Here is a 23,434-nt window from a genome sequence, read left to right as displayed (position 1 = left end):
GCGGTTGGCCGTACGGGAAAGCGAACGGGATGGGTCGCTTCACCCTACTGCGGCCGACGATCACGGTGCGCCCGCACCGCCTCCGACCGGTGCGTCACCCTCGCCGGGTTCCTCGCGGGGGGTGAGCGAAGCGAAGTCCCCGGTGTCGCCGAGGCGGATGAGGTACGGCCTGAGCCGGGTGTAGCGGATCGCGGTGACCGAGCAGGGCTCGACGGAGATCCGCTGGAAGAGGTCGAGGTGCAGGCCGAGGGCGTCGGCGACGAGGGACTTGATGATGTCGCCGTGGGAGCACATCAGGTAGACGGCGTCGGCGCCGTGGTCGCGCTCCACGCGCGCGTTCCACTCGCGTACGGCCTCGGCGGCCCGGGTCTGCATGGCCCGCATGGACTCGCCGCCCGGGAAGGCGGCGGCGGACGGGTGGGCCTGTACGACCTCCATCAGCGGCTCGTCCTTCAGCTCGGCGAGCTTGCGGCCGGACCAGTCGCCGTAGTGGCACTCCCCGATCCGCTCGTCGGTGTGGGAGCGCAGGCCGGGGCGGGCCTCCAGCAGCGGGCGCACGGTCTCCTGGCAGCGCTGGAGGGGGCTCGCGACCACCTCGGAGATCGGCAGTCCGGCGAGCCGGCCGGGCAGCGCGGCGGCCTGCGCGGCGCCGCGCTCGTCCAGGGCGACGCCGGGCGTCCACCCGGCGAGCAGGCCCGAGGTGTTGGCGGTGGAGCGTCCGTGCCTTACGAGGATCAGCGTGGGCATGCGGCAAGGGTAGGCGCATCGGGAAGTGCGCCGTTGACCGGGCGAAGGGAGAATGCGCTCCGTGATCGTCGACTGCGCCGTCTACCGGCATGGGCACCGCAGTGAGGGGCCCGCGGACCTGTCCGACGCGCTCGCCGGGGCACGGGCCGCGGGCGGCTTCGTGTGGATCGGCCTGTACGAGCCCTCCGAGCGGGAGTTCGACCTGGTCAGCCAGGAGTTCGGGCTGCATCCGCTGGCCGTGGAGGACGCCCTGAAGGCACATCAACGGCCCAAGCTGGAGGTGTACGACGACTCGCTGTTCATGGTGCTGAAACCGGTGGTGTACGAGCCCGAGAGCGACACGGTCTCGGCCGGTGAGGTGATGGTCTTCGTCGGCGAGAGCTTCGTGGTGACGGTCCGGCACGGCGAGGGTTCGCCGCTGGCGACCGTGCGGCAGCGGCTGGAGCAGGAGCCGGAGATGCTGGACAAGGGCCCCACCTCCGTGCTGTACGCGATCGCCGACGCCACCGTCGACCACTATCTGGAGGTGGCGACGGAGCTGCAGAACGACCTGGACGAACTGGAGGCGGAGGTGTTCCGGCCGGACACCGGCGGGTCCCGCAACACCGCGTCCCGGATCTACACCTTCAAACGGCAGATCCTGGAGTTCCGCCGGGCGACCGGGCCGCTGGCGCTGCCGCTGGCCCGGCTGGCCGGCGGCGGCCCGCTGGGCAACTCGGTGCCGTTCGTGCACGACGAGTCGCGGCCCTTCTTCCGGGACGTGGGCGATCACCTCACGCGCGTGAACGAGTCCGTGGAGGCCCTGGACCGGCTGGTGTCGGACATCCTGTCGGCACATCTGGCGCAGATGAGCGTCCGGCAGAACGACGACATGCGGAAGATCTCCGCCTGGGCGGCGATGGCGGCGGTGCCCACGATGATCGCGGGGATCTACGGCATGAACTTCGACCACATGCCCGAGCTGCACTGGCTGTGGGCGTATCCGGCGGTGATCGTGCTGATGGCCGCGCTGGAGGTGTTGTTGTACGGGCTGTTCAAGCGGCGCGGCTGGCTGTGAGCCCGGTTCAGGCGGCTTCGGGTGCGGGGGCCGGCGCGCCGCCGAGGGCGTCGCGGCGCTCGGGCATGCGGAGGGCGGCCATGCGGTGCCGGCCGACGAGGCGTTCCCAGGCGTACGTGGCGTGGATACCGGCCGTGAGCAGGGCGCGTCTGGCCCTGGACCAGCCCAGGACGCGGCCCATGCGGGCCATGACGGCGAGGCTGACGTCCCGGTGGACGCGGATCTCGGCGAGCGCGTACGCGCGCAGGGTGCGCCGGATCAGCCGGCCGTGTCCGGCGGCGGCCAGGCGCAGCAGTTCCTCGTGGGTGTAGGCGAGGTGGTTGTCCTCGTCGTCGGCGATCATCCGGAGGGCCTTGCCGATCTCCGGGTGGTCGGCGAAGTGTCCGCGGAGCAGTGCCATCTGGTCGGCGGCGCGCTGTTCGGTGACCCGGCTGTGCGCGAGGTAGACGACGATGTCCCGGACCGTGAGCGGCTCGTCGCGGCGGAGCCTGTCGTGGGAGAGTCCGATGCCGCGCCGTTCCAGGAGCATGGTGTAGTCGGTCTCCGGCGGTACCGGGACGGGGGCGAGCCCACGCTTCTTCAGCAGGGCGTGGAAGACGCGGCCGTGCTTGTCCTCGTCGGCGCCGTGCCGGGCGATCTTCGGGGCGAGCGCGCGTTCGCCGTCCGGGACCAGCGCGGCGATCCGGGCGTTCTCCCAGCCGCCCTGGGTCTCCCCTCCGGCGGCGATGGAGCAGAAGAGCCGGAAGGACTCGTCGTGGTCGAGGATCTCCTGGAACAGACTCCTGGCCGACAGCATCGCAGCACCTCTCCGCTCCACGGGGTTCCGCGGGCCTTCCCGGGACTCCGGGGGCTCCAGGGCTCCGGGGCCCCCACGGAAACGAGTCAAATGCGGGCAGAAGGGTGCCGCAACAGGGCTGCGGACCGACTCGGCCGAACGAACGACCGCGACGGCGGGAAAGAAGGGCACCGAGGGTCGTAACCGTGCGGCGCCGGGCGCGTTGTTCCCGGTGACGGCCGTGGCGGGGAAGACCCCCGAGCCCCCACCACGGCCGTGGAAATCCTCCCCGTGCTCCCTCACCGGAAATCCGGCAAGTTCCCCGCCGGGAGTGTGCCGAGGGGTGGCCCTTACGCCAGCCCGGCGCGCTCCAGGGCCTCGCTGCCGGCCCGCAGGGAGGCGAGCCGCTCCTCCAGCGTGAAGCCGGCCGGGGCCAGGCTGAGGGTGGTGACCCCGGCGGCGGCATAGGCCTTCATCCGGTCGGCGATCCGGTCGACGGAGCCCAGCAGGGTGGTCCGGTCGATGAGTTCCTGCGGGATCTCGGCGGCGGCGCCCTGCTTGTCCCCCGACAGGTACTTCCGCTGGATCTCGGCGGCCTCCTTCTCGTAGCCCATGCGCTGGGCCAGCTGGTTGTAGAAGTTCTGCTTGGCGCTGCCCATGCCGCCGACATACAGCGCGGTGTACGGGCGGAAGGTGTCGGCGAGCCGGGCCACGTCCTTGTCGTCGCCGAGGGCGATCGGCAGGGTCGGGCACACGTCGAACCCGTCGAGCGTCAGCCCCGCCTTCTCCCGCCCGGCCCGCAGGTGCTTGACCGTGGTCTCCTCCAGGTGCTCGGCGGAGGGGAAGATCAGCAGCGCGCCGTCGGCGATCTCGCCGGTCTGCTCCAGGTTCTTCGGGCCGATGGCGGCGATGTAGAGCGGAATGTGCTCGCGCTGCGGGTGCACGGTGAGCTTGAGGGGCTTGCCGGGGCCGCCGGGCAGCGGCAGCGTCCAGTGCTCGCCCTCGAACGTCAGCCGCTCCCGGGTCATCGCCTTGCGGACGATCTCCACGTACTCGCGGGTGCGGGCCAGCGGCTTGTCGAACTTGACGCCGTACCAGCCCTCGGAGACCTGCGGTCCGGAGACGCCGAGGCCGAGCCGGAACCGGCCGCCGGAGAGCGAGTCGAGCGTGGCCGCGGTCATCGCCGTCATCGCGGGCTGGCGGGCCGGGATCTGGAAGATGGCCGACCCCACGTCGATGCGCTCGGTCTGCGCGGCGACCCAGCTGAGCACGGTGGCCGCGTCGGAGCCGTAGGCCTCGGCGGCCCAGCACACCGCGTAGCCCAGTCGGTCGGCCTCCCGCGCCACGGCCAGGTTGTCGCCGTCCATTCCGGCACCCCAGTAACCGAGGTTGATCCCGAGCTGCATGCGCGATTCCCCTTACCCGTGAGTAACGTGCTTGTGGGGCAGACCTTAGCGCGGGGACGGGGTGGGACGGCAGGGTGACGGGGGCCGTCCCCTTCGGGGTGGTTGTCCACAGGCAACCCATCGCACCGGTTCTGGCCAGTAATCTCGCCCGCATGGAGCAGAGGCATCTCGGCCGTACCGGCCTGCGCGTGTCCCGGATCGGACTCGGCACCCTCACCTGGGGGCGGGACACCGACGAGCACGACGCCGCTGACATGCTGAAGACGTTCTGGGAGGCCGGCGGCACCCTCGTCGACACCGCCGATGTGTACGGCGACGGGGAGGCGGAGTCTCTGCTCGGACGCCTCATGGACGGGCTGGTGCCGCGACGGGATCTGGTCATCTCCACCAAGGCCGGCAGCGTGCCCGACCCCGAGCGCCGCTTCGACGGCTCCCGGGGCCATCTGCTCGCCGCGCTCGACGCCTCCCTGGCCCGCCTCGGCACGGAGTACGTCGACCTGTGGCACATCCACGCCTACGACCCCGGGACCCCGCTGGAGGAGACGCTCCAGGCCCTCGACCTGGCGGTGAGCAGCGGCCGCGCCCGGTACGCCGGTGTCTCCAACTTCTGCGGCTGGCAACTGGCCAAGGCGGCCACCTGGCAGCTCGCGGCGCCGGGCACCCGCACCCGGCTGGCCAGCACCCAGATGGAGTACTCGCTGCTCCAGCGCGGTGTGGAACGGGAGGTGCTGCCGGCCGCGCTCGACCTCGGCGTGGGCCTGCTGCCGTCCTCGCCGCTCGGCCGGGGCGTGCTGACCGGGAAGTACCGGCACACCACTCCCCCGGACTCGCGCGGCGCCTCCGAGCACCTCGCCCCCTTCGTCGAGCCGTATCTGGACGACACCGCGACCCGCATCGTGGACGCGGTGACGACGGCGGCCGACGGGCTCGCGGTCACCCCGCTGCAGGTGGCGCTGGCGTGGGTGCGGGACCGGCCCGGGGTGGCCGCGCCGATCGTCGGCGCGCGCACCGCGCAGCAGCTCGTGGCGGCGTTGTCAGTGGAGGCGCTTAGTCTTCCTGACGAGATCTGCCGGGCGCTGGACGATGTGTCGGCGCCCGTGCACCGCTATCCCGATCACGACTGGAGCACGCTGTGAGCACGGAGCCGGAGACCACGGAGGAAGCCGGGCCGGGGACACCGGACACCCGTGGGACACGGGAGGGGGGCACGGAGGGGGCCGCCGAGGGAGCCGACGCGGTTACGGAGGGCGGCGGTAGCGACGGCGACGCGGCCGGGGGTACGGAGCCGGCCGGCGGTACGGACATGGCCGCCGGTACGGATACGGAGCCGGCCGACGGCGCGGAGGGGGCCGGCGGCTCGGAGGGGGCCGAGGACGCCGAGCGGGTCGTGGGGGGTGCCGACACGGGTACCGACGGGCGTGCGGAGGAGAGCGTCGCGGCCGAGGGTACGGGGGGCGTCGGTGCCGCGGAGGGGGCCGGTGCCTCCGAGGGGGCCGAGGGGGCCGCCGGTGAGGGCAAGGGTGGCTCGGGCGAGCTGTCCGAGGCGGAGGCCGAGCTGGTCGCGCAGCGGATCGAGCGGGAGCGGATCGAGCGGCGCAAGGCCGAGAAGAAGGCCCCCATCGCCAGCGGCACCAAGCTCAGCGGCAAGGCGGCCGACCTGCTCGCGGCGGTCAGGGCGGTGGAGAGCGGCGAGAAGCCGGTGGCCACGGTGTTCACCGAGCCGGCGCCGGCACCGCGCCGTCCCGCCCCGGAACCGGTGCGCCGGCCCCAGCCCGTCCCTGCCCCCGTCGCGCCCGGCGCCCCCGCGCCGGAGACCGTCGACGCCGTGCGCCGGGTGCTGGCCGAGGGCGGCGCGCCGGACACCCTGGCCCCCCAGGTGGCCGCGGTGCTCGGCGAGGGCGCCGGCACCGCGCTCCGGGAGGACCCCTGGCAGCTGCTCCGGGTCGGCGGGGTACGGCCGGAGCAGGCCGACGGCTTCGCGCGGGCGCTGCTCGGGCCGGACTGCGGCCCGGGCGACGAGCGGCGGGGCCGGGCGGTGACGGTCTGGCTGCTGGAGCAGGCGGCCGTGGCCGGGCACACCGCCCTTGAGCTGCCGACGCTCACCGCGGCGCTCGGCCGGCAGGGCGTGCCGGACCCGGACGCGGCGGTGCAGGACACGCTCGCCGAGGGTGAGGCGCTGGTGTTCCAGGACGCCCTGGAGGAGCCCGGCGCGCCCGCGCCCCGGGACACCGGCGAGGAAGAAGAGGAACAGGAGCGGCCGGTCCGGGTCCTGGTCGGTCTGGAGCGGTACGCCCTCGCCGAGGAGAGCCTCGCCGACGGCCTGGCCCGCCTGGTGAACTCCGTGCCCGAGGAGGCCGGGCAGCCATGGGAGTCGGTCGCGGCCGGGCTGTCCGGCGGCGCGGCCGAGCTGGCCCGCGCGGTCGCGGGACACGCTCTGGTGCTGCACACCGGCGGCGAGGCGGCCCGCGCCGAACCGGCCGCGCTGCTCGGCGCCGCCCGCGCGGCGGGTCTGCGGGCCTACGCCGCCTGCCACACCCCGGACGGCCGCCGCCGCCTGACGGCGTACCCGGAGGCGGCTTTCGAGCGGCAGGGCGGGGACATCGGGCGGCCGGGGGGTGATCCCGCACGGCAGGGCGCAGCCACGGGGCGCCACGGCGAACACCCGGCCGAGCAGGGCACCGCCCCCGTACAGCCGGGTACGACCCCCGTACAGCCGGGTGGGCAGCCGGTGCGGCCGGGCCCGGGCCACGAGCGTACGGGCGCGGAGCCCGCGCAGCCGGCCGGAGGCCCGGCGGGGTCGGACGCGGAGCCCGCCGCGCAAGGCGTCGTCACCGTTTCCGGGCTGCTGGCCGGGAACGAAGGGCCCGGGCGGGATGCCGACGGGGCCCTGGAGGTCGATCTGCTGATCGTGCTGGACGCGCCGCAGCTCGATGTGGAGAGTTCCGCGATGCTGGTGGAGTCGTTGCCCGACGGGGCGCGGCTGGTGCTCAGCGGTGACCCCGGGGTGCTGTGGTCGGCCGGACCGGGCCGGGTCTTCGCCGACCTGCTCGCGGCCCGGGTCTGCCCGCAGGCCGTCTCCCGCGTCCCGGACCCCGGCCCCCTCGGCGAGCTGGTCTCCGGCATCGGCGTCGGCGAGCTGAACCAGGTCGCCGCCCCCGGCAAGGAGATCGTCATCGTGCCGGTGCGGGACGCGGGCGAGGCGGTGCACCGGACGGTGCAGCTGGTGGCGGACTCGGTGCCGCGGGCGATCGGCGTCCCGGCCGACCAGACCGTGGTGATCACCCCGGGCCACGGCGGCGCCGTCGGCACCCGTGCGCTCAACTCCGCGCTGAAGGAGCGCCTCAACCCCGGTCCCGGCCGGTTCGGCGGCTTCGACCCCGGTGACCGGATCGCCTACTCCCCCGCACCGGGGCGTACGGTGCCGGGCGTGGTGGTGAAGGCCGACGCCGACGGGCTGCACCTGTCGTGTGCCGGCGCCCCCGTCGTCGTACCGCGCGAGCGGGTGGAGGGCAGTGTCCGGCACGGCTGGGCGCTGACCGCGCACCAGGCGGTGGGCGCCCGCTGGCCGGCGGCGGTCGTGGTGCTGCCCGGCGACGCGGCGCAGGCGCTCAGCCGCCCGTGGGTGTACACGGCGTTCGGCCGGGCGGAACGGCATCTGTCCGTGGTGCACGGAGTGGAGCAGGCCCTGCCGAGGGCGGTCGCGGAGGTCCCGGCCAAGCCCCGCACCACGCGCCTGGGGACTCTGCTGCGCGCGCAGGTGCCGGCGGGCTGATCCCCGCCGTCGTCGACGTCGCGGGAGCGGGAATCCGGCGGTGCCGTACCGGGCCCGCCCCGCACGGCACCGCCGGACCCGCCTCATTTGTCGGCGTCGAGCGGCTCCAGCTCCTCCTCGTCGTCGACGAAGTCCAGTTCGTCCTCGTCGTCGTCGGAGGCGTCGTCGTCGAAGACGGCGCTCACGTCGAAGCGGCACACCACCGCTTGCGGATCGATGTGCTCGAACGGCGCCGCGAGCCACTCCCCGGCCTCGGGTGGTTCCTCCGCCGCCGTGACCCAGAGCGTGGAGTCGCCCTCCTCCAGGCCGAACTCCTTGTGCCGGGAGGCGATCTCGTCCGGTTCGAACTCGCCGAACAGGATTCCCAGCGCGCCGGGGACGTTCCCGGCGGCCTCGTCCTCGTCCCCGCCGTCGTCGTACTCCGCCGCCTCGACCCGCTGGGCCTGGGCCAACAGCCGCTGGGGTTCCGCCACGGTGTAGTCGCGGCGGATCAGCACACTGATCGCATGGGGCTCCCCGGGCCCGGCGTACGGCGGCAGGGTGTCCTCGGCACCGGGGATCTCGAAGGGCGTGACCTCGTCGTAGCGGTCGTAGAGCAGCTCGTCGTACGCCTCGGCGGCTGCGGCCAGCTGGTTGAACGCCTCGGAGACGGCCGGGTCGTCCTCTCCCGACCTGCGTTCGATCGCAGCCAGATGACGGTCGAGCGCGGTCTTGACCGCCTCGGCGGCGGCGCGTACCTCGGCAGCGGTGGGCTGCGCAGCATCAGACATAGTGCAGACGCTATCCGTACCGGGCACCAGCCCGCACAATAGATGCGATGCCGGAATACGAATTTGTCGACGTGTACGTACCTCGCGGGGTCTCCCGCAAGGAGGCGACGCGTCTGCTGACGGATCATGCCGAGTACGGACACTGGGAGTTGGACCGACTGAGTCTGTTGCGCGACGGCAGTCGCAAGGTGCGGCTGCGCCGGCGGATCATCCGCCAGGTGCGAGCCACATGGTGAGCCCGGCGCCGCGGCCGGGCGCGAACGGAGCGGGCCCCGCCGGCATGGCAGGGCCCGCTCCGTTTTCCGCTCACCGCCGTGCGGTCACCCTTTCCCGGTCACCGGTGTGCGGTCACCGCGCGGCCCGGGCCTTGCGGTAGAGGACCGAACCGGCGAGCAGTACGCCCGCGCCGACCGGCAGCGCGATGCCGAGCGGCACGTCACCGCCGGTGTGCGCGAGTTGGCCGACGGCCTGCGGCTGGAGGGGACGGCCCGCCTCCACCGCGCCCTGCGACCCGCCACGGGGGCCGTGCTGGGCGGGCGGGGTGCCGGTGCCGGGGTGGCCGGGCTCGCCAGGCTTACCGGGGCCGCCCGGCTTACCCGGCTGAACCGGATGGCCCGGCTGACCCGGATCCCCCGGTTTCCCTGAGTCACCCGGCTTGCCCGGGTGACCCGGTTTCCCGGGCTGCCCCGGGCGGCCCGGCTCTTCCGGCTTTCCCGGCTTCCCGGGCGGGTTGCCGTACCCCCCGTCGTCGGCGCAGTCGTTGCCCACCGTGGTGTTGCCCACACCGATGACGTCGACGCTGTTGCCGCAGACGTTCACCGGGACGTCGACCGGCACCTGCACGGTGTTGCCGGATCCGATGCCCGGCGAGCCGCTGGTGTGACCGTCCGCGCGCGAGCCGCCGGTGCCGCTGCCCGCGGAACCATCCGGCCGGCCCCCCGGAGTGCCGCCGTGGTGGGCGCACTTGTTCCCCATCGACGGGTTGAGCAGCCCGACGACGTTCACGGTGTTGCCGCAGATGTTCACCGGAGCGTGCACCGGTGCCTGCACCGTGTTGCCGGACAGTACGCCGGGTGAGCCCCCGGCGGTGCCCCTGGCGCCCGAGTCGGCCTGTGCGTAGCCGCCCGCGGCGGCGATCACACCGGTGGCGGCGGCCATGGTCATCAGACCCTTGCGCGTGCCGTGTCGCATGCGGGTTTCCCCCTGCCTTCCGTGCTTTCATTCTCGGAAACGGCCGTCGGCCCCGGAGCGCATGGCGCGCGCTCCGAGGCCGACGGCTCGTGAAAGGACGCCCTTCAGGGAGCCTGCGTCACTTGTTGACGCAGGCGTTGCCGAAGGCGGGGTTCAGGACGCCGACCACGTCGATCGTGTTGCCGCACACGTTCACCGGGACGTGGATGGGCGCCTGGATGACGTTGCCGGACACGACGCCGGGGGAGTTCAGGGCAGCGCCCTGAGCACCGGAGTCGGCGACGGCGAGGCCCGCACCCGCGAGAACCAGACCACCGGTGGCGGCCGCAGCTGCGACGACCTTCTTGATCATTCTTCCTCCTAGTTGACAATGCGATCCCAAGGCGCGGGATCACATCAGATGCAACGAGGAGGAACCAATGAAGCTACGAACTGATCGTCGCATTCACCCGTCTCAGGACGTTTCGTACGACTGCCCGAATAGCGGAGTGTATGCCCCGGCCGGGGAGGGCACGGGGCACGGCCTCACGACGCGTCGATGAACCGGTCGAGCACCCGCACACCGAACTGGAGCCCGTCGACCGGCACCCGCTCGTCCACACCGTGGAACATGCCGGCGAAGTCCAGCTCCGGCGGCAGCTTCAGCGGGGCGAAACCGAAGCCGCGGATACCGAGGTCGTCGAAGGACTTGGCGTCGGTACCGCCGGAGAGCATGTACGGGATCGCCTTGGCGGTCGGGTCCTCGGCGAGCAGCGCGGACTGCATGGCCGTCACCAGGGGACCGTCGAAGCCGGTCTCCAGCGCCTTGTCGGTGTGCACGTCCTCGCGGCGGACGTTCGGGCCGAGCAGCCGGTCCAGGTCGGCGAGGAACTCCTCCTCGTGACCGGGCAGGAACCGTCCGTCGATGTGGGCGGTGGCCTCGCCCGGGATGACGTTGACCTTGTAGCCGGCGTCGAGCTGGGTGGGGTTGGCGGTGTTGCTCAAGGTCGCGCCGATCAGCTTGGCGATGCCGCCGAGCTTGGCGATGGTGGCCTCCATGTCCTCCGGGTCCAGTTCGGTGCCGAGCGCGTCGCCCAGCTCGTCCAGGAAGGCCCGGGTGGTCTTGGTGACCCGCACCGGGAACTTGTGCCGGCCGACCCGGGCCACCGCCTCCGACAGCTCGGTGATGGCGTTGTCACGGTGGATCATCGACCCGTGCCCGGCGGTGCCGGCCACGGTCAGCTTCATCCAGTGCATGCCCTTCTCGGCCGTCTGGATCAGATAGAGCCGCCGCTGGTCGTCGACGGTGAAGGAGAAGCCGCCGACCTCGCTGATGGCCTCGGTGACGCCCTCGAACAGCTCGGGGTGGTGGTCGACCAGGTAGCGGGCGCCGTAGGTGCCGCCCGCCTCCTCGTCGGCGAGGAAGGCGACCACGATGTCCCGCGGGGGCCGGCGCCCGCTGCGCAGCCGGTCGCGGACGACCGCCAGCGTCATGGCGTCCATGTCCTTCATGTCGACGGCGCCGCGTCCCCAGACGCATCCGTCGGCGATCTCCCCGGAGAACGGGTCGTGGGTCCAGTCGACGGCGTTGGCCGGTACGACGTCCAGGTGGCCGTGGATGAGCAGCGCGGGCCGGGACGGGTCCTCGCCCTCGATCCGGGCCACCGTGGAGGCGCGGCCGGGGTGCGACTCGTAGATCTTCGGCTCCAGCCCGACCTCGGCGAGCTTCTCGGCGACCCATTCGGCGGCCTTGCGCTCGCCGGGGCCGGAGTGGTCGCCGTAGTTGCTGGTGTCGAACCGGATCAGCTCGCGGCAGAGGTCCACGACCTCGTCCTCGCCGGTGACGGTCCTGGCCGTGCCCGTCTCGCTCACGATGCTTCCTCCCGCTGTCACTGCTGGTGGTCCCCCTCATCCTCTCTCCGGCCCCGCCCCGGGCCCAATACCGGCCCCCGCCTGTGACACGCCGTTCACGCACGGCCGGGGCCGGGGCCGGGGGTGATCGGACACCCCCGAAAGCCTGGTAATGTTTCCTTCGTCGCCGCGAGGGAAACCCCGCCGAAAGGGAAGATCTCGCACGACAGACACCTTGTCCGGGTGGCGGAATGGCAGACGCGCTAGCTTGAGGTGCTAGTGCCCTTTATCGGGCGTGGGGGTTCAAGTCCCCCCTCGGACACCAGCGAAAGACCCCAGTCGACCTGGGGTCTTTCTGTTTCTCCCGCCTGTGGCGTGACCGACCGCGTGACCAACAGCCCGGAGACTCCCCGGGCGGGACGGTTCAGGGCAGTGGTCGTGCGGTGAGGGTGTTGGCGGGGGTGTGGTCGATCCGGGTGGCGTGCCGGCGGGCGTGGGTGTCCAGGACGGTGCGCAGCCAGGCGGTGTCGGCGGCGGTGGCGTGCTCCAGGCGCATCCGGCGGGCCCGCAGCGGCACCATCCGCGTGCCGGTCAGCCGGCCGGTGCCGGGCTCGACCGACACCAGGTACAGCAGCCGCAGGTCGTCGCGGTAGCTCTCGTAGCCGCCGATGCCCTCGTAGTCGTCGACGAGGTCGCCGCAGCCGTACAGCACGAGCCGGTCGTGGTAGATCTCCGGCGGGCGCGGGTGGTGCGAGGAGTGGCCGTGGACGATGTCGGCGCCCGCGTCGATGAGCGCGTGGGCGAAGCGGACCTCGTCGCGGGTGACGGTGTAGCCCCAGTTGGGGCCCCAGTGGACGGAGGCGACGACGATGTCCCCGGGCCGCCCGGCCTGCCGCAGGCGGTCGGCGAAGTCGAGGGCGGCGGCCGTGGTCGGCCCGGCGGCGAGGGCGACGCCCGGGCGTTCGGCGGTGGCGGCCCAGCCGTGCGGGATGCCGCTGGAGGGCAGGCCGAAGGCGAGGACCAGGACGCGTCCGCCGGTGCGCAGCGGGACGGCCGCGGGCCGCCACGCGGCGGTCGCGTCCGGGCCGGCGCCGGCGGTGCGCAGTCCGGCGGCGGCGAGGTGGTGGAGGGTCTCGGCGAGGCCGGCGGGGCCGAAGTCGAGGACGTGGTTGTTGGCGAGGACGCAGACGTCGGGGCGGACGGCGGCGAGGCAGGGCAGGTTGGCCGGGTGCATCCGGTAGTGGACGGCCTTGCCGGGGGCGAAGTCGCCGTCGGAGGTGACGGCGGTCTCCAGGTTGACCACCCGTGCGTCGGGTGCGGCCCGCTCCAGGACGGGCAGGGCCTCGCCCCAGGGCCAGGCGGGGTCCACGGGCCGGGGCACCGGGCCGTTCACGGCCTCGGCCAGGGCGATGTAGTCGCGGGCGTCGTGGACGTAGTCCTCCCGCAGGGACGGATCGCCCGGGTGCGGGAGGATCTGGTCGATGCCCCGGCCGAGCATGACGTCCCCGGCCAGGAAGAGCGTGACGGGTCGCTCGGACATGGTCGTCACCTGCACCTGGTCGTCACCTGCACCCGTATGTCCACCTGTATGTGTGCTCGCCGCCTATACGTGCGCCGGGGCCATGTGGTCGGTGAACCAGGCGCACGCCAGCTCGGTGACCCGCTCCAGGGTGCCGGGTTCCTCGAAGAGGTGGGTGGCGCGGGGGACGACCGCCAGCCGGTTCTCGCAGCGCAGCCGGGCCTGCGCGTCCCGGTTGAGGTCGAGCACCATCGGGTCGGCGCCGCCGACGATGAGCAGGGTGGGGGCCGTCACCTCGGGCAGCCGGGCCCCGGCGAGGTCGGGCCGGCCGCCGCGGGAGACGACGGCGGCGGGCCGCGCGGCGGGGTCGGCGGCGGCCCACAGGGCGGCCGCGGCGCCGGTGCTGGCGCCGAAGTAGCCGATGGCGAGCCCTTCGGCGTCGGGTTCCTCGCGCAGCCAGGCGGTGGCGTCCAGCAGCCGGCCGGCCAGCAGCCCGATGTCGAAGACGTTGCCCCGGTCGGCCTCCTCCGCGTCGGTGAGCAGGTCGAACAGCAGGGTGCCGAGCCCGGCGCGGTGCAGGCCGCGGGCGACGAACCGGTTGCGCGGGCTGTGCCGGCTGCTGCCGCTGCCGTGGGCGAAGAGCACGATGCCGGTGGCGCCGTCGGGCACGGTGAGCCGGCCGCCGAGCCGGACGGCACCGGCGGCCACCGTGACGTCCCGGGCGCCGGACGCGGCGCCCGCGGTGTGCCGGTGGCGCTCGGCGGCCCGCCGCAGACAGGTGGTGACCTCCTCGTCCTCGACCTGGGTGAAGTCGGTGTAGAACTGGCCGACGGCGGCGAAGTCCCAGGGGGTGTCCAGGCACACCAGGTCGTCGGCGTCCTCGCCGAGGCGGCGGGCGAAGTCGCGGGGGGCGACCGGGACGGCCAGCACGATGCGGGCCGCGCCCCGGGCGCGGGCGATGCGGCAGGCCGCCCGGGCGGTGGAGCCGGTGGCGACGCCGTCGTCCACCACCACGGCGGTCCGGCCGGCCACGCAGGCCGGGGGTGCCGCGCCCCGGTAGCGCGCGCCCCGCTCGGCGAGGAGGCGGCGCTCGCGTTCCTCGACCGCCGCGAGATCGTCCGGCCCGACCCCGGTGGCGCGCAGCACCTCCTGGTTGATCACGCGGACGCCGTCCTCGCCGATCGCCCCCATGCCCAGCTCGGGCTGGTAGGGCACGCCGAGTTTGCGTACCAGCAGGACGTCCAGGGGGGCGTCGAGCGCCTCGGCGACGGCCGCGGCGACCGGCACGCCACCACGGGGCAGTCCGAGCACCACCACGTCCTGGCCCCTGAGGTACTCCAGGCGCTCCCCCAGCCGCCGTCCGGCCTCCAGACGGTTCGCGAAACGCACGGCGGCGCTCCTTCCTTCACTCGCGGGGCAGCCAGAGCGGCGCCGGGCCGTCCGTGTCGGCCGCTCCGGTGGCCTTCATGTCGCCGTCGGCGGCGCGCAGCAGCCGGCGGCCCATGGCGATCAGGGCGCGACCGGCGGCCAGTTCGTCGCCGATCTCCGGCACCGCCCGGTCGCCGGGGCTGCGGCGGGCCTCGGCGTGGCCCTCCAGGACGTTGTCCCCGGTGTCCAGGACGATCCGGGCCGTGGTGTCCGGGTCGTGCTCGGACAGGTACAGGTTCAGCCGCCACTCCTTGACGGCGGGAGGCCGGCTGCTCACGGGTCCGGTCATCCTCGACCTCACCTCCCTGTGTGCCGGTGTGCGGTCCGGCTCTTCCACTGTGCACCCGGCCCCTGCCGGGCGCCTCCCCTGTCCCGGGCACAATGGGCGTCATGACTGCGCGCACCTGTCCCTGCGGACTCTCCGCGTCCTACGACGCCTGCTGCGGCCGCTTCCACACGGGGCGGGCCGCCGCGCCGACCGCGGAGCTGCTGATGCGCTCGCGCTACAGCGCGTTCGTCAAGGGGGACACGGCGTATCTGCTGCGCACCTGGCATCCGGGGACCCGGCCGGGGCGGCTGGACCTCGATCCGGGGACGAGGTGGACGGGGCTTCGGATCCTGGACACGGTGGACGGCTCGGCGTTCCACACCACGGGCGTGGTGGAGTTCCGCGCCTCCTACCGGGGCGGCGCGCTGCGCGAGCGGAGCCGGTTCGAGCGGGTGGACGGCGCGTGGGTGTACGTGGACGGGGAGTTCCCGCAGGACTAGTACGGGGATTCCCCAAGAGCGCTCAGGGTGCCAGGACGTCCAGTTCCTGGAGGGCGCCCGCGGTGATCTCGCGGGTCAGTTCCTCGGCGCGGGCCGCGTCCCGGGCGCGTACCGCCTCGGCGAGCCGCACGTGCAGGGTGACGGCGGCCGGGTCGGGGTCCTCGAACATGACCTCGTGCCGGGTGCGGCCGGAGAGCACCTCCGCGACGACGTCGCCGAGGCGGGCGAACATCTCGTTGCCCGAGGCGTTGAGGATGACCCGGTGGAAGGCCACGTCGTGGAACAGGTACTCCTGGAGCCGGTGGCCGCGTGAGTTGGCCACCATGCCGAGCGCGCACTCGGTGAGTTCGGCGCACTGCTCCGCCGTGGCGTGCTGGGCGGCCAGGCCGGCCGCGACGGGTTCGACGGCGGAGCGCAGCACGGTGAGCGAGCGCAGCTGGTGCGGGCGGTCGGCGCCGGCCAGCCGCCAGCGGATGACCTGCGGGTCGTAGACGTTCCACTCGGCCTTGGCGCGGACCGTGACGCCCACCCGGCGGCGGGACTCGACCAGGTGCATGGACTCCAGCACGCGGACCGCCTCGCGCATCACGGAGCGGGACACCTCGAAGTGCTGTGCCAGCTCGTCGGTCCGCAGGACGCTGCCCGGCGGGTACTCGCCGGACGTGATGGCGGGGCCGAGGGTGTCCAGTACATGGCCGTGCAGCCCCCGGCCCCGTGTGCTCATGCACTCAGCGTACGGCCTGGATCACAGGGATAAAAAGTCAGACTTATACGTCACACTCTCTTGAATTCGTCGTACCTAATGGGTTTCAGTGTGGCGACGCCGCAGTGGCGTCGGATGTCGAGGAAGACAGCGAGGCAGTGATGCGAACCCCCCAGGTCGTCGTCGTGATGGGCGTCGCGGGGACGGGCAAGACCACGATCGGTCCCTTGCTCGCCGCGCGGCTGGGTGTCCCGTACGCCGAGGGCGACGACTTCCATCCGCAGGCCAACATCGACAAGATGTCGGTCGGGATCCCGCTCGACGACGCCGACCGGTGGCCGTGGCTGGACGCCATCGGGCACTGGGCGCACGGCAGGGCCGGGCTGGGCGGGGTGGTCAGCAGCTCCGCGCTGAAGCGGGCGTACCGCGACCGGCTGCGGGCCGCGGCGCCCGGGATCGTGTTCCTGCACCTGACGGGCGACCGCCGGCTGATCGAGGAGCGGATGTCCCGGCGCCAGGGCCACTTCATGCCGACCGCGCTGCTGGACTCCCAGTTCGCCACGCTCCAGCCGCTCCAGCCGGACGAGGCGGGAGTCGCCGTGGACGTCAGCGGCGGCCCCGAGGAGATCACCGAGCGTGCCGTACGGGCCCTCTCGGCGCTTCCCGACACCGCGGGCAGCTCTCACTAGCGCCCTCAGAAATCCCCCGTAACCGCAAGGAACCCCCGTGACCAGACTCAGCGTCGAGATGCTGGCAGCGGACGCCCCTCCGCCGATCACCTCCGCCGGGCACGCCCAGCTGGGCATCGCCGTCCTGGTGGGCATCGCCGTCATCGTCCTGCTCATCACCAAGTTCAAGCTCCATGCCTTCCTGGCGCTGACCATCGGGTCGCTGGCGCTGGGGGCGGTCGCCGGGGCGCCGCTCGACAAGGCCATCACCAGCTTCACCAGCGGGCTCGGCTCCACGGTGGCCGGCGTGGGCGTCCTGATCGCGCTCGGGGCGATCCTGGGCAAGCTGCTCGCCGACTCCGGCGGCGCGGACCAGATCGTCGACACGATCCTGGCCAAGGCCGGCGGGCGGGCGATGCCGTGGGCGATGGTGCTGATCGCCTCCGTGGTCGGCCTGCCCCTCTTCTTCGAGGTCGGCATCGTGCTGCTGATCCCGGTCGTGCTGATGGTCGCCAAGCGCGGCAACTACTCCCTGATGCGCATCGGCATCCCGGCGCTGGCCGGTCTGTCCGTGATGCACGGCCTGATCCCGCCGCACCCCGGCCCGCTGGTCGCCATCGACGCGGTCAAGGCCAACCTGGGTGTCACCCTGGCCCTCGGCATCGTGGTCGCCATCCCGACCGTGATCATCGCCGGGCCGCTGTTCTCCAGGGTCGCGGCCCGCTGGGTGGACGTACCCGCCCCCGACCGGATGCTGCCGCAGCGCGCCTCGGAGCAGCTGGAGCGCCGCCCGGGCTTCGGCCCGACGCTCGCCACCGTGCTGTTGCCGGTGGTGCTGATGCTGGCCAAGGCGCTGGTGGACATCGTCGTCGACGACCCCGCGGACCACACCCAGCGCGTCTTCGACGTCGTCGGCTCCCCGCTGGTCGCCCTGCTCGCCGCCGTGATCGTCGGCTTCTTCACGCTGGGCCGGCCCGCCGGGTTCACCCGGGACCGGCTCCAGCAGACCGTGGAGAAGGGCCTGATGCCCATCGCCGGCATCCTGCTGATCGTCGGCGCGGGCGGCGGCTTCAAGCAGACGCTGATCGACTCCGGCGTGGGCCGGATGATCCTGGACATCTCCGAGGACTGGTCGATCCCGGCGCTGCTGCTGGCCTGGCTGATCGCGGTGGCGATCCGGCTGGCGACCGGCTCGGCGACGGTGGCGACGGTCTCGGCGGCCGGCCTGGTGGCGCCGCTCGCGGCCGACATGTCGACCACCCACACGGCCCTGCTGGTGCTCGCCATCGGCGCGGGTTCGCTCTTCTTCAGCCATGTCAACGACGCCGGTTTCTGGCTGGTGAAGGAGTACTTCGGGCTGGAGGTCGGGCAGACCGTCAAGACCTGGTCGCTGATGGAGACGATCATCTCGGTGGTCGCGGGCGGCCTGGTACTGCTGCTGTCCTTGATCATCTAGGGCCGCCACGGCGCTACGGCATCCGCCGGGCAGGAGCGCTACGGCGCGCCGGCCCGTCCGGCGGGGGGAGACCCCGCGTCCGGACGGGCCGGCTTTCTGTTTCCCGGGGCCTGGTCACCCGTGGCCGAGTGCGCGGGCGCGGGCCGTGCGGAAGGCCGCCAGTGGGTCGCGGTGGGCGTAGGCCCAGGGCGCCGGGGTGGCGTGGTCGCCGATGCGCTGGAACAGGGCCGCCGCCTCGGCCGGGCGGCCGGCGCAGGACAGGCCGAACGCCAGGTGGTTGAGGTCGATCAGGCGGCGCGGGTGTTCGTCGTGCTCCCACTCCAGCCACCAGTCGAAGCAGGCGCCCAGCACCCGCCGGGCCCGGGGGCCGGACCAGTGCCGGGCGGCGGCCTGGCCGGCGTGGTCCGGGCCGGTGGCGGCGAGGACCCGGTACCGCTCGGCGTAGGCGATCACGGGCAGCACGGCCAGCGGGGAGTCGGCGGGGGCCTCGGCGGCGGCCAGCTCGGCGGCGTCGTACACCTCGTGGGCCTCGGCCCGGCCGCGTCCGGGGCGTTCGGCGAGGCAGGCGATCAGCAGGTGGTGGGCGTGGTGGTGCTCGGGGTGGCGGCGGCGCAGTTCGGCGAAGGCGCCGAACACGGCGCTGTGCGGGCCGCGGGCGCGGGCGAGCAGCAGCAGGCCGAGCCAGGGGGTGGGGTCGGCCGGGGCGAGCGCGGCGGCCGCGGCGCAGGCGTCGCGGGCCCGGCCGGGCTCCTCCTCGCCGCGTACCGCCCGGTGGACCAGGGCCAGGGCCAGCAGGGTGGCGGCGTCGGCGCAGCCGGGCTCGGCGGTCAGCCAGTCGCCCGCCCACGTGGTGGCGCGGGGGTCCTGGGCGAGGACGGTGAGGCGGTGGCCGCGGCGGTCCCAGTCGTCGCCGGTGTGTGCCAGCAGGGAGCGGGCGGCCTGCCGCCGGCCCTGGGCCAGCGCGGCGCGGGCGGTGCGCAGTTCGGCGTCGTCGAGGGCGGCGTCGAAGGTGTCGCGGGCGCCGGGGGCGGGGGCGCCGGACGGGTCCGGTGCGGCCCTGAGCGGGCCGAGCAGAGGCGGGGAAGGGGGCACCGCGGGGCTTCCTGTTTCTCGGGCTGCCATCGACCGATCACGCACAGCAAACCCCCCGCCAAGGGTCGCGTCAAGCGGAACAAGGCTGGTACTACCTTCAACTTCCCTGTGCTGGGGGGCACTTGGCTCACCGCGACGCAGGTCGGACCCGTCACGGGTGTGAACGCGGGGATTTTCCTGTGGCGTATGCCATGCCCGGCCGCCCCGCCGGTCCGGGCCGCACACCCCCCCGGGGCCCGCGGTGCGGATGTGGCGCACGCCAGGGCGGGCCGTGCCCGGGTCGCGGACCATGGCGTGCGACCACCCGGTCGCGGGTGCTTTCGGGGCGATGCCGTTCCGGGAGCGCTACAGTCGGCCATTACCCGCCCGTGGTCCGGCCGGATGATCGAGGTACACAGCGTGTCCGTTCTGGTTCTGCTTCTCTCCGTGAGCGCGGCCTGCTGTCTCGGCTTCGGATTCGTCCTCCAGCAGAACGCGGCGCAAAGAGCGCCGCTCGGCGACTTCCTCTCCTTCCGGCTGCTGCTCGACCTGATGCGGATCCCGCGCTGGCTGGGCGGCCTGGCGCTGATGGTGGCCGGCATGGCGCTGGGCGCCGCCGCCCTCGGCAAGGGCGAGATCTCGCTGGTGGAGCCGCTGCTCGCGACCAACCTGCTGTTCGCCCTCGCCCTCTCCCGGCACCAGACCGGACAGCCGCTCGGCCGTCAGGGCTGGGCCGGTCTGCTGCTGCTCGCGGGCGGGGTGAGCGGGTTCATCGTGGCGGGCGAGCCGCGCGCCGGCACGGCCGTCACCGATCCGCTGCGGCACTGGCTGATCATCGGCGCGGTGGTGGGGACGGCCCTGCTGCTGACGGCGTACGCCAAGCGCTCACGGCTGAGCGGCGGCCCGGTGCTGCTGGCGCTGGCGGCCGGGCTGCTCTACGGCGTCCAGGACGCGCTCACCCGGGTGAGCGGCACCCGCTTCTCCGCCGGCGGCCTGGCCGGACTGCTCACCGGCTGGCAGCCGTACGGTGTCGTGGCCTGCGGGGTCACCGGGCTGGTGCTGGTGCAGAGCGCGTTCGAGACGGCGCCGCTGCGCATGTCGCTGCCCGCGCTGACCGCGGCCGAGCCGCTCGCCGGGATCCTGTGCGGGGTGGGCTTCCTCGGGGACCGGCTGCGCACCGACGCCGGGGCACTGGCGGGGGAGGCGGCCGGGCTCGCGGCCGTGGTGGGGGGCATCGTGCTGCTCGGGCTGCATCCGGCGATGCCGTGCGGCACGGGTGAGACGGAACAGGGCACCGCGGACCTCCAGCGACGCTGACCCGGCGCCCGGCCCCGCCGGATCCGGATGCTGCTTGGATGGCGGTCATGAACGCTGCTGACGAGATCCTCGACATCGTCGACGAGCACGACCGGGTCGTCGACCGGCGCCCGCGCGGCGAGGCGTACGCGCGCGGGCTGCGGCACCGCTGTGTGTTCGTGCAGGCCCGGGACGCGGCCGGCCGGCTGTTCGTGCACCGGCGCACGGCGACCAAGCTGGTGTTCCCGTCGCTGTACGACATGTTCGTCGGCGGTGTCGTCGGCGCGGGCGAGTCCTACGACGACGCGGCGCTGCGCGAGGCCGAGGAGGAGCTGGGCGTACGCGGACTGCCGCGGCCCGCCTACCTGTTCAAGTTCCTCTACGACGACGGCGCCGGGCACGGCTGGTGGTCGGCGGTGTACGAGGTGCGCTGCGAGCTGCCCGTGCGTCCGCAGGCGGAGGAGGTCCAGTGGCACGCCTTCCTGCCCGAGGAGGAGGTCGAGCGGCGGCTCGGCACCTGGGAGTGGGTGCCGGACGGGCTGGCGGCGTACCAGCGGCTGCGGGCGTTCCGGGCGGGCGGTGACCGCCCGGTAGGGTCGGCCGGGTGAGCGAATTCGTGCGGAACATCCGGTTGTGGTTCGCGCCGGAGCGGGTGCGGGAGGAGGGCGGCACGCCCGACTACCGGTTCTCGCTGGCCAACGAGCGCACCTTCCTCGCCTGGCTGCGCACCGCGCTGGCACTGATCGGCGGCGGGTTCGCGGTGGACCAGTTCCTGCCCGATCTGCGCTGGGGCTGGCGGGTCGGGCTCGCGCTCGCGCTGCTCGCGGCCGGGGTGCTGTGCTCCCTGCGCGCGGTGAACCACTGGGTGCGCTGCGAGCGGGCGATGCGGCGCGGTGAGGACCTGCCCGCGTCCCGGTTCCCGGTGCTGCTGAGCCTGGTCGTGGCGGTGGTGGCCGTCGCCATGGTCGTGGTGGTGCTGGTGGGGTGGGAGGGGTGACGGCCGGGGCGGGGACGGCGGACCGGGACCCCGGGCTGCAGCCGGAGCGCACCCGGCTGGCCTGGCGGCGTACGACGCTGTCGGCCGCCGTGGCCACCGTGCTGGCCCTGAAGGCCGCGCTGCACGGGGGCCCGTCGGCGGCCGGTGTCCTCGCGGGCGCGGTGTGCTGCGCGCTGTGGCTGGCCTTCCTCGGCGTCGCCCACTTCCGGGTCCGCGCCCTGACCACGTCACCCCGCCCGCCGGCGCTCGCCCCCCGCCAGGCGACGGCGGCGGTCCTGTGCGCCCTCGCGCTGGCGGTGTGTGCGGCGGTGCTGGTGCTCTAGCCCCGGCTCTCAGCGGATGGTGCGGTCCGTGGATCGAGCGCCCTCCAGGACGCCGTCGAGCGTGACCGTTGCGGAGTCGGTCACGCTGACGGATCCGGCCGTGAACCGGCTTGCATGGACGTGTCGTCGTCGGCCGCCGGCTTCCTGCACAGCGGCGCGACCGCGAGGTCGCCGCCCGGCACGGACGGCTGACGACGGCTCAGGGGCGGCTCTGCGAACGGCCCTCACCCGACCCGCGGTCCACGGTCACCACGATCTTGCCGCGGGTGTGGCCCTCCTGGTTCAGCCGGTGGGCGTCCGCCGTGCGGTCCAGCGGGAAGGTCCGCTGGACGTGGACGGCGACGACGCCCTGGTCCGCCCACTCCGACAGGCGTGTCAGATCGTCGGCGTCCGGGCGGACGAAGACGTAGCGGCCGCCGTACTCCCGTACCTCCGGGTCGGTGATCGAGGCCAGCCGGCCCTCCGGGGCGAGCAGGTGGGCGGAGACCTTCAGCGTGTCGCCGCCGACGGTGTCGAAGACCGCGTCGACCCCCTCGGGGGCGAGTCCGCGCACCCGTTCCGCCAGCCCCTCGCCGTAGGTCACGGGTTCGCCGCCCAGGGAGCGGACGTAGTCGTGGTTGGCCTCGCCGGCCGTGCCGAGGACGCGGGCGCCGAGGTGGGCGGCGATCTGGACGGCGAGCGAGCCGACGCCGCCGGCCGCCGCGTGCACCAGGACGGTCTCGCCCCGCCTCACCTCCAGGGCCTTGACCAGCACCTGGTAGGCGGTGAGGCCGGCCAGCGGGAGTCCGGCGGCCTCCTCGAAGGACAGCGTGCGCGGCTTGCGGGCCAGCGTGCGCACCGGCGCGGCCACGTACTCGGCGCAGGTGCCCCGGGAGAGGAAGTCCTCGCGGACGTAGCCGATGACCTCGTCACCGGGGGCGAACTCGGTGACGGCGGGACCGGGACGGACGACCACGCCGCTGACGTCCCAGCCGGGGACCACCGGGAAGACGGCGTCCAGCACCGGCTCCAGAGCGCCCTCGCGGCACTTCCAGTCGACCGGGTTGACGGCCGCCGCGCGCACCTCGACCAGCACCTGGTCGGGACCGACCTTGGGGTCCGGCAGTTCGCCGTACTCCAGCACCTCGGGTCCGCCGTAGCGGCGGTAGCTGATGCCCTTCATGCCCTCGACCCTCCGGGGTACTCGTGCGCCACGCAACCGGGACGAACCGGTCCGTGGCCCGTCCTCGGCACCCCGTACCCCCGGAGGTGAGCGCCATGACCACCCTTCATCAGGAACACACCGCGCACGGGTCGCACCGTCACGGGCCGGACTGCGGGCACTGCGCGGTGCCGCACGGCGATCATGTGGACTATGTCCACGACGGGCATCTGCACCGGGAGCACGCGGGCCACTGGGACGAGTGCGAGCCGGCCGGGCACTCGGTGCACCAGGGCCACCCGCATGTGCACCACGAGGAGTGCGGGCACGCGCAGGTGCCGCACGGCGACCACGTCGACTATCTGCACGGCGGTCACCGGCACGCCGAGCACGGGGACCACTGGGACGACCACTGACCCGACCGGTGGTCCGGGCCCGTGGCCCGCCGGGCCGACGACCCGGCGGGCCGCGGGCTTATCGTGGGCCGTGTCACGTTCGGCGTGATCTTCGCCCCTG

Annotated in this window: 25 protein-coding genes and 1 tRNA gene; 13 read left to right on the top strand and 13 right to left on the bottom strand. The window is 73.7% G+C overall.

The genetic code is table 11. From position 1 onward, the window contains the following. Positions 1 to 60: 60 nt before the first annotated feature. Positions 61 to 747, bottom strand: a complete 687-nt coding sequence (locus ABD350_RS24000) for a histidine phosphatase family protein (RefSeq protein ID WP_344350362.1) — start codon at positions 745 to 747, stop codon at positions 61 to 63. Positions 748 to 808: 61 nt separating this feature from the next. Between ABD350_RS24000 and corA the strand changes: the two genes are divergently transcribed. Continuing rightward, the gene (gene corA / locus ABD350_RS23995; protein ID WP_344350361.1) at positions 809 to 1,804 is read left to right on the top strand and encodes a magnesium/cobalt transporter CorA; all 996 of its coding nucleotides are present in this window, start codon (positions 809 to 811) and stop codon (positions 1,802 to 1,804) included. A gap of 7 nt (positions 1,805 to 1,811) precedes the next feature. Here the strand turns inward: corA and ABD350_RS23990 are convergent, their stop codons facing one another. Together ABD350_RS23990 and ABD350_RS23985 are read right to left on the bottom strand one after the other, a co-directional pair. Then, positions 1,812 to 2,600 (bottom strand): ferritin-like domain-containing protein, encoded by a 789-nt coding sequence (locus ABD350_RS23990; protein WP_344350360.1) that lies wholly within the window; start codon positions 2,598 to 2,600, stop codon positions 1,812 to 1,814. A 329-nt stretch (positions 2,601 to 2,929) separates the two neighbouring features. After that, on the bottom strand, positions 2,930 to 3,985 hold the full coding sequence (locus ABD350_RS23985; protein WP_344350359.1) for an LLM class F420-dependent oxidoreductase: 1,056 nt from the start codon (positions 3,983 to 3,985) through the stop codon (positions 2,930 to 2,932). A gap of 152 nt (positions 3,986 to 4,137) precedes the next feature. Here ABD350_RS23985 and ABD350_RS23980 point away from each other — a divergent pair, with 152 nt between their 5' ends. Together ABD350_RS23980 and ABD350_RS23975 are read left to right on the top strand one after the other, a co-directional pair. Further along, positions 4,138 to 5,121 (top strand): aldo/keto reductase, encoded by a 984-nt coding sequence (locus tag ABD350_RS23980; RefSeq protein ID WP_344350358.1) that lies wholly within the window; start codon positions 4,138 to 4,140, stop codon positions 5,119 to 5,121. Continuing rightward, positions 5,118 to 7,757, top strand: coding sequence for a helix-hairpin-helix domain-containing protein (locus ABD350_RS23975; protein WP_344350357.1), 2,640 nt, complete (start codon positions 5,118 to 5,120; stop codon positions 7,755 to 7,757). The genes ABD350_RS23980 and ABD350_RS23975 overlap by 4 nt, the downstream gene beginning before the upstream one ends. Before the next feature lie 83 nt (positions 7,758 to 7,840). Here ABD350_RS23975 and ABD350_RS23970 read toward each other — a convergent pair whose 3' ends face one another. Continuing rightward, a complete protein-coding gene (locus tag ABD350_RS23970; RefSeq protein ID WP_344350356.1) occupies positions 7,841 to 8,527 on the bottom strand; it encodes a hypothetical protein in 687 nt (228 codons plus the stop codon). A 47-nt stretch (positions 8,528 to 8,574) separates the two neighbouring features. On the opposite strand from ABD350_RS23970, the gene ABD350_RS23965 reads away from it, so the two are divergent. Next, on the top strand, positions 8,575 to 8,763 hold the full coding sequence (locus tag ABD350_RS23965) for a DUF5703 family protein (RefSeq protein WP_043407302.1): 189 nt from the start codon (positions 8,575 to 8,577) through the stop codon (positions 8,761 to 8,763). A gap of 112 nt (positions 8,764 to 8,875) precedes the next feature. On the opposite strand, the gene ABD350_RS23960 is transcribed toward ABD350_RS23965, so the two are convergent. The 3 genes from ABD350_RS23960 to ABD350_RS23950 all read right to left on the bottom strand — a co-directional run bounded on the left by ABD350_RS23960 (position 8,876) and on the right by ABD350_RS23950 (position 11,569). After that, positions 8,876 to 9,718, bottom strand: a complete 843-nt coding sequence (locus ABD350_RS23960; RefSeq protein WP_344350355.1) for a chaplin family protein — start codon at positions 9,716 to 9,718, stop codon at positions 8,876 to 8,878. 118 nt (positions 9,719 to 9,836) lie between these two features. Next, positions 9,837 to 10,070: a chaplin gene (locus ABD350_RS23955; protein WP_189996143.1), complete on the bottom strand. Its 234-nt coding sequence runs from the start codon at positions 10,068 to 10,070 to the stop codon at positions 9,837 to 9,839. Positions 10,071 to 10,243: 173 nt separating this feature from the next. Further along, positions 10,244 to 11,569 carry a M20/M25/M40 family metallo-hydrolase gene (locus tag ABD350_RS23950; protein ID WP_344350354.1) on the bottom strand — a complete coding sequence of 442 codons (1,326 nt, stop codon included), beginning with the start codon at positions 11,567 to 11,569 and terminating at the stop codon, positions 10,244 to 10,246. Positions 11,570 to 11,785: 216 nt separating this feature from the next. On the opposite strand from ABD350_RS23950, the gene ABD350_RS23945 reads away from it, so the two are divergent. Continuing rightward, positions 11,786 to 11,873 (top strand) — tRNA-Leu (locus ABD350_RS23945). Positions 11,874 to 11,972: 99 nt separating this feature from the next. Here ABD350_RS23945 and ABD350_RS23940 read toward each other — a convergent pair. The 3 genes from ABD350_RS23940 to ABD350_RS23930 all read right to left on the bottom strand — a co-directional run bounded on the left by ABD350_RS23940 (position 11,973) and on the right by ABD350_RS23930 (position 14,784). Then, positions 11,973 to 13,088, bottom strand: a complete 1,116-nt coding sequence (locus ABD350_RS23940) for a CapA family protein (RefSeq protein WP_344350352.1) — start codon at positions 13,086 to 13,088, stop codon at positions 11,973 to 11,975. A 63-nt stretch (positions 13,089 to 13,151) separates the two neighbouring features. Then, positions 13,152 to 14,456, bottom strand: a complete 1,305-nt coding sequence (locus ABD350_RS23935) for a phosphoribosyltransferase family protein (protein ID WP_344350351.1) — start codon at positions 14,454 to 14,456, stop codon at positions 13,152 to 13,154. Positions 14,457 to 14,472: 16 nt separating this feature from the next. Next, entirely contained in the window at positions 14,473 to 14,784 is a 312-nt protein-coding gene (locus ABD350_RS23930) for a dsRBD fold-containing protein (protein WP_344350350.1), read from the bottom strand. Between the two features lie 101 nt (positions 14,785 to 14,885). Between ABD350_RS23930 and ABD350_RS23925 the strand changes: the two genes are divergently transcribed. After that, complete coding sequence (locus ABD350_RS23925) at positions 14,886 to 15,263, top strand: YchJ family protein (RefSeq protein ID WP_344350349.1); 378 nt, start codon at positions 14,886 to 14,888, stop codon at positions 15,261 to 15,263. Positions 15,264 to 15,285: 22 nt separating this feature from the next. Here the strand turns inward: ABD350_RS23925 and ABD350_RS23920 are convergent, their stop codons facing one another. Next, positions 15,286 to 15,987 (bottom strand): FadR/GntR family transcriptional regulator, encoded by a 702-nt coding sequence (locus tag ABD350_RS23920; RefSeq protein ID WP_344350348.1) that lies wholly within the window; start codon positions 15,985 to 15,987, stop codon positions 15,286 to 15,288. Between the two features lie 140 nt (positions 15,988 to 16,127). On the opposite strand from ABD350_RS23920, the gene ABD350_RS23915 reads away from it, so the two are divergent. Together ABD350_RS23915 and ABD350_RS23910 are read left to right on the top strand one after the other, a co-directional pair. After that, a complete protein-coding gene (locus ABD350_RS23915) occupies positions 16,128 to 16,655 on the top strand; it encodes a gluconokinase (RefSeq protein ID WP_344350347.1) in 528 nt (175 codons plus the stop codon). A gap of 37 nt (positions 16,656 to 16,692) precedes the next feature. Then, positions 16,693 to 18,090 (top strand): GntP family permease, encoded by a 1,398-nt coding sequence (locus ABD350_RS23910; RefSeq protein ID WP_344350346.1) that lies wholly within the window; start codon positions 16,693 to 16,695, stop codon positions 18,088 to 18,090. Positions 18,091 to 18,204: 114 nt separating this feature from the next. Here the strand turns inward: ABD350_RS23910 and ABD350_RS23905 are convergent, their stop codons facing one another. Continuing rightward, a complete protein-coding gene (locus ABD350_RS23905; protein ID WP_344350345.1) occupies positions 18,205 to 19,182 on the bottom strand; it encodes a hypothetical protein in 978 nt (325 codons plus the stop codon). Positions 19,183 to 19,563: 381 nt separating this feature from the next. On the opposite strand from ABD350_RS23905, the gene ABD350_RS23900 reads away from it, so the two are divergent. The 4 genes from ABD350_RS23900 to ABD350_RS23885 are packed head-to-tail and all read left to right on the top strand — an operon-like array spanning position 19,564 to position 21,777. Further along, on the top strand, positions 19,564 to 20,478 hold the full coding sequence (locus ABD350_RS23900; protein WP_344350343.1) for a DMT family transporter: 915 nt from the start codon (positions 19,564 to 19,566) through the stop codon (positions 20,476 to 20,478). A gap of 47 nt (positions 20,479 to 20,525) precedes the next feature. After that, positions 20,526 to 21,065: an NUDIX hydrolase gene (locus ABD350_RS23895; protein WP_344350342.1), complete on the top strand. Its 540-nt coding sequence runs from the start codon at positions 20,526 to 20,528 to the stop codon at positions 21,063 to 21,065. Beyond that, entirely contained in the window at positions 21,062 to 21,454 is a 393-nt protein-coding gene (locus tag ABD350_RS23890; RefSeq protein ID WP_344350341.1) for a YidH family protein, read from the top strand. The genes ABD350_RS23895 and ABD350_RS23890 overlap by 4 nt, the downstream gene beginning before the upstream one ends. After that, positions 21,451 to 21,777 (top strand): DUF202 domain-containing protein, encoded by a 327-nt coding sequence (locus ABD350_RS23885; protein WP_344350340.1) that lies wholly within the window; start codon positions 21,451 to 21,453, stop codon positions 21,775 to 21,777. Before ABD350_RS23890 ends, ABD350_RS23885 begins: the two co-directional genes overlap by 4 nt. 199 nt (positions 21,778 to 21,976) lie before the next feature. Here ABD350_RS23885 and ABD350_RS23880 read toward each other — a convergent pair whose 3' ends face one another. After that, positions 21,977 to 22,939: an NADP-dependent oxidoreductase gene (locus ABD350_RS23880; RefSeq protein ID WP_344350339.1), complete on the bottom strand. Its 963-nt coding sequence runs from the start codon at positions 22,937 to 22,939 to the stop codon at positions 21,977 to 21,979. Positions 22,940 to 23,034: 95 nt separating this feature from the next. On the opposite strand from ABD350_RS23880, the gene ABD350_RS23875 reads away from it, so the two are divergent. Further along, positions 23,035 to 23,334 carry a hypothetical protein gene (locus ABD350_RS23875; protein ID WP_344350338.1) on the top strand — a complete coding sequence of 100 codons (300 nt, stop codon included), beginning with the start codon at positions 23,035 to 23,037 and terminating at the stop codon, positions 23,332 to 23,334. Positions 23,335 to 23,434: the final 100 nt, after the last annotated feature.

The organism is Streptomyces nogalater, assembly GCF_039532885.1.
GTDB lineage: Bacteria > Actinomycetota > Actinomycetes > Streptomycetales > Streptomycetaceae > Streptomyces > Streptomyces nogalater.
Note: the sequence above shows the minus strand (reverse complement) of the source record. Positions and strands in the feature narration are given on the sequence as shown.

What these genes read in the sequence shown, in the direction of transcription:
- ABD350_RS23925 (WP_344350349.1), top strand. Translation starts at nt 14,886, where the DNA reads ATGACTGCGCGCACCTGTCCCTGCGGACTCTCCGCGTCCTACGACGCC.
- ABD350_RS23915 (WP_344350347.1), top strand. Translation starts at nt 16,128, where the DNA reads ATGCGAACCCCCCAGGTCGTCGTCGTGATGGGCGTCGCGGGGACGGGC.
- ABD350_RS23920 (WP_344350348.1), bottom strand. Translation starts at nt 15,987, where the DNA reads ATGAGCACACGGGGCCGGGGGCTGCACGGCCATGTACTGGACACCCTC.
- ABD350_RS23940 (WP_344350352.1), bottom strand. Translation starts at nt 13,088, where the DNA reads ATGTCCGAGCGACCCGTCACGCTCTTCCTGGCCGGGGACGTCATGCTC.
- ABD350_RS23930 (WP_344350350.1), bottom strand. Translation starts at nt 14,784, where the DNA reads ATGACCGGACCCGTGAGCAGCCGGCCTCCCGCCGTCAAGGAGTGGCGG.
- ABD350_RS23965 (WP_043407302.1), top strand. Translation starts at nt 8,575, where the DNA reads ATGCCGGAATACGAATTTGTCGACGTGTACGTACCTCGCGGGGTCTCC.
- ABD350_RS23955 (WP_189996143.1), bottom strand. Translation starts at nt 10,070, where the DNA reads ATGATCAAGAAGGTCGTCGCAGCTGCGGCCGCCACCGGTGGTCTGGTT.
- ABD350_RS23960 (WP_344350355.1), bottom strand. Translation starts at nt 9,718, where the DNA reads ATGCGACACGGCACGCGCAAGGGTCTGATGACCATGGCCGCCGCCACC.
- ABD350_RS23895 (WP_344350342.1), top strand. Translation starts at nt 20,526, where the DNA reads ATGAACGCTGCTGACGAGATCCTCGACATCGTCGACGAGCACGACCGG.
- ABD350_RS23985 (WP_344350359.1), bottom strand. Translation starts at nt 3,985, where the DNA reads ATGCAGCTCGGGATCAACCTCGGTTACTGGGGTGCCGGAATGGACGGC.
- ABD350_RS24000 (WP_344350362.1), bottom strand. Translation starts at nt 747, where the DNA reads ATGCCCACGCTGATCCTCGTAAGGCACGGACGCTCCACCGCCAACACC.
- ABD350_RS23875 (WP_344350338.1), top strand. Translation starts at nt 23,035, where the DNA reads ATGACCACCCTTCATCAGGAACACACCGCGCACGGGTCGCACCGTCAC.
- ABD350_RS23880 (WP_344350339.1), bottom strand. Translation starts at nt 22,939, where the DNA reads ATGAAGGGCATCAGCTACCGCCGCTACGGCGGACCCGAGGTGCTGGAG.
- ABD350_RS23990 (WP_344350360.1), bottom strand. Translation starts at nt 2,600, where the DNA reads ATGCTGTCGGCCAGGAGTCTGTTCCAGGAGATCCTCGACCACGACGAG.
- ABD350_RS23900 (WP_344350343.1), top strand. Translation starts at nt 19,564, where the DNA reads ATGATCGAGGTACACAGCGTGTCCGTTCTGGTTCTGCTTCTCTCCGTG.
- ABD350_RS23980 (WP_344350358.1), top strand. Translation starts at nt 4,138, where the DNA reads ATGGAGCAGAGGCATCTCGGCCGTACCGGCCTGCGCGTGTCCCGGATC.
- ABD350_RS23970 (WP_344350356.1), bottom strand. Translation starts at nt 8,527, where the DNA reads ATGTCTGATGCTGCGCAGCCCACCGCTGCCGAGGTACGCGCCGCCGCC.